This is a genomic window from Alkalihalobacillus alcalophilus ATCC 27647 = CGMCC 1.3604 (assembly GCF_000292245.2).
GTDB classification, from domain to species: Bacteria; Bacillota; Bacilli; order Bacillales; family Bacillaceae_D; genus Alkalihalobacillus; species Alkalihalobacillus alcalophilus.
On sequence record NZ_ALPT02000164.1, the window covers coordinates 1 to 1,010 of the forward strand.

Here is a 1,010-nt window from a genome sequence, read left to right on the forward strand (position 1 = left end):
TTATCCTCCGCAGTTGCTGCCCCTACGGGCCAGAGCTCTTCACCGCCTGAGCGTTCTCTTTATGCATACTAAAAAGCACATCCCTATTGGAATGTGCTTTATCTGCCTGGCAACGTCCTACTGCCTCTTCGGTTCTCTTCTTCAGGGAAGTGGGGCATGTCGCTTTTTCCTCGATGCTTCTCACGAGGTGGCACGAAGACAACCGATTCGTCTTGCACCCGACTCTTGGTTGATTCATGATGCTATTTCAATGAAGTGTTTTCATGAGGTTTTCTTTGAGAAGTCTATCCTCCGCAGATGCTGCCCCTACGGGCCAGAGCTCTTCTTCGCCTGAGCATTCTCTTTATGCAAATTAAAAAGCACACTCCTATTGGAATGTGCTTTATCGCTTGGCAACGTCCTACTGCCTCTTCGATTCTCTTCTTCAGGGAGGTGGGGCATGTCGCTTTTTCCTCGATGCTTCTCACGAGGTGGCACGAAGACAACCGATTCGTCTTGCACCCGACTCTTGGTTGATTCATGATGTATTTCAATGATGGGTTTCATGAAGTTCTCTTTGTGAAGCCTACCCTCCGCAGATGCTGCCCCTACGGGCCAGAGCTCTTCTTCGCCTGAGCATTCTCTTTATGCAAATTAAAAAGCACATCCCTATTGGAATGTGCTTTATCTGCTTGGCAACGTCCTACTCTTGCAGGGGGAAGCCCCCAACTACCATTGGCGCTGAAGAGCTTAACGGCCGTGTTCGGCATGGGAACGGGTGTGACCTCTTCGCTATCGCCACCAAACTATTGAGAGAGTTCTCTCAAAACTAGATAATCGATAAAACATGATATCAAGAATATAATGGATAAGTCCTCGACCGATTAGTATCTGTCAGCTCCACGTGTCGCCACGCTTCCACACCAGACCTATCAACCTCATCATCTCTAAGGGGTCTTACTGGATTAACTCCATGGGAAATCTCATCTTGAGGGGGGCTTCATGCTTAGATGCTTTCAGCACTTATCCCT

2 rRNA genes are annotated in these 1,010 nt (G+C 48.4%); both read right to left on the reverse strand.

Going from position 1 to position 1,010, the window contains the following annotated elements:
- Nucleotides 1–669: 669 nt before the first annotated feature.
- A 5S ribosomal RNA gene (gene rrf, locus BALCAV_RS20885) occupies nucleotides 670–785 on the reverse strand.
- Nucleotides 786–843: 58 nt separating this feature from the next.
- A 23S ribosomal RNA gene (locus BALCAV_RS20890) occupies nucleotides 844–1,010 on the reverse strand; the annotation flags it as partial.